The sequence below is a fragment of the Stenotrophomonas sp. P5_A8 genome (assembly GCF_056400545.1).
In genome coordinates this window covers 1-6,726 of the sequence record NZ_JBFULB010000219.1, presented here as the reverse complement: position 1 = coordinate 6,726, position 6,726 = coordinate 1, and the positions used below count along the sequence as shown (strand labels likewise).

3 protein-coding genes and 1 pseudogene are annotated in these 6,726 nt (G+C 64.0%); 1 reads left to right on the top strand and 3 read right to left on the bottom strand.

The window, feature by feature from the left end:
- From AC1DQP_RS14480 to AC1DQP_RS14470, 3 genes and pseudogenes are all read right to left on the bottom strand, one after another.
- A pseudogene (locus AC1DQP_RS14480) lies at nt 1–216 on the bottom strand (hypothetical protein); the annotation flags it as partial.
- A gap of 46 nt (nt 217–262) precedes the next feature.
- Nucleotides 263–1,942: a hypothetical protein gene (locus tag AC1DQP_RS14475; protein WP_478051861.1), complete on the bottom strand. Its 1,680-nt coding sequence runs from the start codon at nt 1,940–1,942 to the stop codon at nt 263–265.
- Between the two features lie 384 nt (nt 1,943–2,326).
- Nucleotides 2,327–3,376, bottom strand: coding sequence for a LacI family DNA-binding transcriptional regulator (locus tag AC1DQP_RS14470; protein WP_478051862.1), 1,050 nt, complete (start codon nt 3,374–3,376; stop codon nt 2,327–2,329).
- A 371-nt stretch (nt 3,377–3,747) separates the two neighbouring features.
- Between AC1DQP_RS14470 and AC1DQP_RS14465 the strand changes: the two genes are divergently transcribed.
- Nucleotides 3,748–6,726 (top strand): TonB-dependent receptor (locus AC1DQP_RS14465; protein ID WP_478051860.1); only part of this gene is annotated, 2,979 nt, incomplete at its 3' end.

Sequence of the window (6,726 nt, the reverse complement as noted above, 5' to 3'; positions counted from 1 at the left end):
GACCAGTAGCGTGCCCGCCTGGGCGGTCAGGTCCGCCCGGGCAGGCGAGGTGAGTGCAGCGGCCAGCAGGGCGGCAGCTTCCACCACCAATGCTGGCGTGGCAATGCTGCTCCACCAGCTATTGGTGACGCGTTTGCGCGCGATCAACCATTGCGTTCCGGAACGTACCGCAGCGTAGGCTTGTGTCATCACGACTCTCCTCGGGGTGGGCAGCATGGGCGCTCCGCCGGACCACCCGGCGGGCTGCATGGGCATGGCGCATTCAGTTGTTGCGGTGTTCAACCAGGTAACGGGCCGACTGCAGCGCGTTGCCGTCGGCGTCGGTGGTGATGGGGTCATACATCGTGTCGTAACGGGCTTCCCACGGCGGTACGCCGTCGCGTTCGAGGAAGCGCCGTTGGTTGCGGGGCGGCAGCGGATCAAGCACCCGGCCGTTCGGGTTCAGGCCGTCCAGATGGTTTGCGAGTGCTTCGGCCACCTGCTGCACGCGGTTGCACAATTCGGCGCGCTTGCTGTGGCGATTGAAAAAGTCCAGATCGTTCCACTCGAGATTTTTGCGAAGCGGCTCCAGCCGCTCCAGAATCGTCCAGTCTTCCAGCGCGTAGTCCCATATCCAACGTTCGCGCAATACGGTCGGCAGGTTCAGTACTGCCCACCGGTAGAGCGCCATGTCCTGGGTCTGCAACACGTCCATCAACGACGCCTTCAACCAGAGCCCGGTGAGGTCTTTAAGCGCGCTGTGGTAGGGCGCCCAGTCGCGCGCGTGGCCGCTCAACGTCTCGCCCTGATCGGCGTCGATGGCCTGGGTGGAACTGGCATTCCAGGCCTCGCGTTGCATCTGCAGCTGCAACGGCTCGCTCAGGCACGCCATGGCACCGGTCAGGACCTTGCTGGCCACCACGTGGAGCAGGGCGCACTTGGGCAACTGATCGGCATCCAGCGCATGGGCTCGGTCCAGGCCGCGCACGTTGAGGATGTAACTGCAGCAGGCACGCAGCAGCACGTGTCGCCAGTACCAAAGGCCCAGCTTGCGGTTGTGGCGCTCGCCTCGCAGTCGCCGGGTCTCATCGTTGCCGTCGAACAGCGCGTCGTAGTCGGGCATGCAGGTCTTGCGCAGCATGTAAAGGAAGTAGCCGCACAAGGTCATCGGCAGATTCATCTGCGAGGAGAAGCCGCTGGACCAGAACTTGCTGTACTTGGCGAGGATGACGGCAGGTGTGTAGCCGCCCCAGTCGTGCTGCCGCAGCTGATGGCGGTAACGGGCGGCAGGAATGTTGATGCCGTCATCAACGTTGTAGACGTTGATGGCATTGCCGACGTCGCCCCACGCTGCACAGGTGCAGGTGGCCGGTGCCAGCGGCACGCCATCGTCGGCACGGGGTGTAAGGCGCAGGTGCCCATCACGCACCGCCCGGATGAGAAGCCCGCGCAGCTGGGGGGTGAAGCGTTGCTGCCAGTCAGCGAACGTGGTGGCGACAATGGCGTCGTCCTCCTCCATGTCGCCGTCGTCCTGCGGTGCTCGAACGGCCACCGACTCGGTCAGGATCTTGGCCAGTTCGGCCTTGAACCGGTAGGCGTTCCGGAGGGTGTCAAAGCGCAGGGGAGGGCTGACCAGCTCGAAGGTGTGATCCGAATCGGACTCGATCCGCCAAGGGCCGGGCTCTGCGAGATCCACCTTGCGCAGATCGTTGCCGAGGGCGAGCGGGTCTGCATCGGTCCGCCACGGCTGCGCGTCGCCAGGCTGCAGCGTTGCGGCCACCACGTGAGTGAAGGCGAATATCGCACTGTCGTGCGTGCTGAACTCGATCTCCAGTCCGTAGGTGTTCCAAGGCAGCGCCTCGCCGCCGGCGCCGACCTGGATATTGTTCATGACCAGATCCGCGACCGGCGGGTCGATACGGACGGTCCATCCGATGATGTCGTCGGGAGTGATGGTCAGCATGCGGACACCCTGTGTTGGCGCTTGACCTGGGACGGTCAGCTTCAGGGCATGCTAGGAACGATGCGGCGGCAGGAATCGGCGCAAACGACGGGTAATGCGGCGGCGATGCGCCGATAGGCCCGAATGCGGTGGAATTGACGATATCGGGGCCGCGAATGGTGCGGCTGGCGGGCAGGCGGTGCTGGCCTTGGCTGCTGGCCGGCGTCCGTTCCGAGGCGGTCGCGGTTGCTTTGCGCCGGGCCGAGAGGCTGCGGCGGCGCCAGGACGGCGGCGATGCGATGATGACGAAGTGGATCAACCGTGCGCCATCAGAGGCGCGCCGTCCTGCAGGCGCGTGGCGAAGACATCCCAGCAAATGAGGCCATCTACATGAGGCGCGTGGCGCTACCGTTGAGGCTGGGAAAGGTACTGAGGGAGTGCGAATTTACTTCCCAATGGCCTCGATACGGACGCGCGCGTGATCAGCCGGTGCGCCAGCACATGGTTGACGGTGCCGCCTGCGGGGGAGGGTGGGCGGCGGATCTCGCGGAGCAGGATGTCGATGGCGGTGTCGGCCATCTCTGCTACCGGTTGATGGATGGTGGTGAGTTCGGGCCACACCATTGTCGACGCGAAGGTGTCGTCGAACCCCACCACCGAAAGATCACCCGGCACCTCCAGGCCGCGACGATGCGCCACTGAAACAACCGCCGAGGCCATGTCATCGTTGCTGGCGAAGATCGCGCTGGGCGGCTGGGACAGGGTCAACAACCGGTCGGCTGCCTCCAGTCCGGAGCGGTAGGTGAAGTACCCTGGCTGGACGAGTGCGTCGTCGTAGTGGAGGCCGGCGTCGGACAGCGCATCCCGGTAGCCCTGCCAGCGATGGGCACTGGCGGTCTGGTTCGGATCGCCCGTGATGTAGCCGATGCGGGTATGTCCGTGGGCGATCAGATGCGACACCATGTCGTGGCTTGCCTGGCGGTCATCGATGCGCACGCAGGAGATCCTGTCGCTGAAGTGGCTGGACGCGATGGACACCACGGCAACGCCGGCGGTGACGAATTCGTCGACGATGGCCTTCGATTCACACAGCGGTGGCGGAAGAATCACACCCGCCACGCTGCCGGAGAGCCGCCTTGCCGCCTCGCGACGTGCCTTGGCACCGAGCTCGTCCCACGCGGCGATCACCAGCTGCGCCGCTGCACGGGTGGAGCCACGCAGCGCGCCCACCAGCAGTTCGCGCAGGTAGCTGGAGCTGGGATTGGTGTAGATCAGCGCAATGCAGGTGTGTTGCGCCGCGGCCAGCGCGCTTGCGGCCAGGTTGGGCCGGTAGTCCAGGTCGCGCACGCTTCGCATGACGCGCGCGCGGTTGTCTTCGCGCACGCCTGCATGGCCGTGGATGACGCGGGAAACGGTCATGGCAGATACGCCGGCATGCGCCGCGACGTCATCCATGGTGATGGCGCTGGCCTTGCGGCGGACCACTTTATGGCTGCTTTTCAAGAARTGGGTTCCTTTGCTGCGCTGCATGATGACAAGCGCAACCCTGGATGATTAGTCTGCGCCCGTGACGTGATGGTAGCGCTACCACTGAGCCGGTGTAAGGCCAGCGGGTGCCCCCCCCTTTACCACGCGGCTGTTCTGGCAAGCCTGAAAGCGAGTTTGAGTCGCAGCAAGCGCACAGCGCGCTGCGATGTCGGTGTGGAAGACGGGCATCGCCCGTACGTGCCCCCAGGAGGGGCGGTACATCCATTCGATCGTATGTCAGAGGGGAGAGTCATGAGCGCTTCTACGTTCCGTCGTACGCCAGACCGGAGGGCTCGTTCATGAGCCGGACGCTGGCGAAGTTCACCTCCAGGGCCATGTTTACGTTTGTAGGCGGCGTTCTGGTCATCAATCCCGCATTCGCACAAGACGCGTCAACGCCGGCACCGGTCGTCCAACCCCAACGCCAGGCCCAGCCCAACCCGACCGAGCTGGATGCCGTGCAGGTCACTGGCATCCGCAACAGCCTCAGCCAGGCGATGGACATCAAACGGGACTCGGCCGGCGTAGTGGATGCGATCAGCGCCGAGGATATCGGCAAGTTCCCCGATACCAACCTGGCCGAATCGCTGCAACGCATCACCGGCATCTCCATCGAACGCCGTGATGGTGAAGGTGCGCAGGTCACGGCACGCGGCTTTGGCCCCCAGTTCAACATGGTGACGCTCAACGGCCGCCAGATGCCCGGCGCGGATGCGTTCGGTGCCTCCGGACAGGTCGCCATCGGCGGTGTCGATGGGGGTACGCGTGCCTTCAACTTCGCCCAGTTGGCCGCTGAAGCCATCAATGGCATCGAGGTCTACAAGACCAGCCAGGCCAATGTCCCCAGCGGGGGTATCGGTGCCACCATCAACATCCTCACCGCACGGCCGTTCGACCACGCGGGCACCGTGGCCAGTGCCGGTGCAAAGGTCGTCTCCGACGAGAGTCAGCCGTTCGGCAACGATCTGACACCGGAACTGTCCGGCATCTTCAGCTACAGCAACCCGGAGAAGACCTTCGGTGTCGGGGTGAGCGCAAGCTACCAGAAACGCAAGGGTGGCTCGGTGCAGGCCACCGACAACTACTGGAACGTGCAACCGTGGACCGGCACGATGCCCGGCAACCCGACCGTGGTCAACGCGCCGGCGATCGGTGCGCTGTACGGACGTCCCAACGACCTGCGCTATGCGTTCTCCGAGTTCGAACGTGAGCGCATCAATGGCCAGGCGGTGCTGCAGTTCGCGCCGACCGACGCGGTGACCCTGACCCTGGACTACACCTATTCGACCAACGAGATCACCGAGAATCGTGGCGAACAGGGCATGTGGCTGCAGAACAGCAACTACACCGATGTAACGTTCGACACCAGCGGTGCGGTGGCTACGCCGATCTATATCCGCGAAATCGCAGGGACCAAGGATTTCGGGCTTGAACAGCAGCGCAGCATGCAGAAGTACAAGCTGGGATCGCTCGGCTTCAATGCACTGTGGAACGTCACCGACCGCTTCAAGCTGACCTTCGACGCGCACGATTCAAAGAACGAAAGCCGGCCGAACGATCCGCTCACCGGGGGCGGATCCATCTTCAGCAGCATTGCCGGCACCAACAACTGCACCACCGGGCCGCATTGCGGTGGCTCGTGGGTGCAGGAAATGAACTTCAACAATGGTCTGCCGGTGGGTACCCAGGTCTGGTACCCGAGCACGGCCGATGCCATTGCCAAAACCAACGGTGTGGTCAATCCGGGCTTTGCGCCGGGCGAGATCGGTTCGCAGGTGCTGCGCATCAATTCGCAGACCCAGGTCAGCGAGATCAAGCAGGGTCGCATCGACGGTGAGTGGAGCTTTGACAAGGGGCGCTTCCAGTTTGGCGTGGACTCGAGCAAGCAGACCACCCACCGCATCCAGGCAGCGGAGAACTACAACACCCTGGGCGACTGGGGCGTGACCAACGTGGACGGGGATGTTGCCAACGGGCTGATGGACCTGCTGCAGCCGGTCAACATCGTCGGATTGTTCAACGACTACAACGCCAACAGCTTCACCGCCTGGCGCGGCGATGCTGGCCGCCTGGCGCAGTGGGCGGCGGACAACTATGGTGCCAACCTCGGCGTGAGCCCGCAGCGCGCCGCCGACAACCTCGTGGAGGAGAAGACCAAATCGGCCTATTTCCAGGTCGAGCTGGACGGCGAGCTGGGCGGCCTGCGCACCAATACCCGTCTGGGCGTGCGCTATGAAACAACCGATGTGGTGTCGACGTCGGTCATCGCCATCCCGGAGGCCATCGAGTGGCAGTCCAACAACGACTTCCGCGTGGTGTTGTCCGACGAGCAGCAGCCGTTCACCGAGAAGAACAGCTACAGCTACCTCCTGCCCAACCTCGACTTCAGCATCGACCTCATGGACGACCTGAAGGCGCGCGTCTCGTTCGGCAAGAGCATCGCGCGCGCGCCGATCGGCAACCTCTACGCAGGCCCGACCGCACAGCAACCGTCTGGCTCGGTGCTGATCGATCCCTCTTCGCGGGCCAGCGGCACCGCCCAGAACCCGCAGTTGAAGCCGCTGGAGTCGGACAACCTCGACCTGGCGCTGGAGTGGTACTTCGCTGATGCGAGCTATGTGTCGTTGACGTACTGGAACAAGTCGGTCAACAACTTCGTCGGCAACACCATCGTGCAGGAAAATCTCTACGGGTTGAGGGATCCCACCTCCGGTCCGGATGCGCAGGCGGCATTGGCATTCCTCAACAGCGGCGCCTGTATCACCCAGGTCGGTGCGGCCAATGCGGCGGCCTGCTCGGCCAATGACACGGCCCTGTTCACCGCGCTGGCGCTGCTGCGCAACAACCCGGCCGGGTTGGGCGCCTATACGGGTACCGACGCGCAGGTCCTGGCGACCGAAGCGGCCTACGATCTGTATGGGCAGGCCGGCGACCCGCTGTACCAGTTCAACGTCAACCGTCCCATCAATCAGAACCAGGCCAAGCTGCACGGCTGGGAGCTGGGCGGGCAGTACTTCTTCGGTGATACCGGGTTTGGCGTCCTCGCCAATTACACCCTGGTGAAGGGCGATGTGGGCTACAACAACGGGGGCGATCCGGGCATCGACCAGTTCGCGCTGACGGGCCTCAGTGACACCGCAAACGCCGTGCTAATGTACGAAAAATACGGTTGGTCGGTGCGGTTGGCGTGGAACTGGCGTGACCAGTACCTGATCCTCGCCAACCAGGGTGCCAGCCGCAATCCGTACTACGTGGAACCGTACGAACAGTGGGATCTC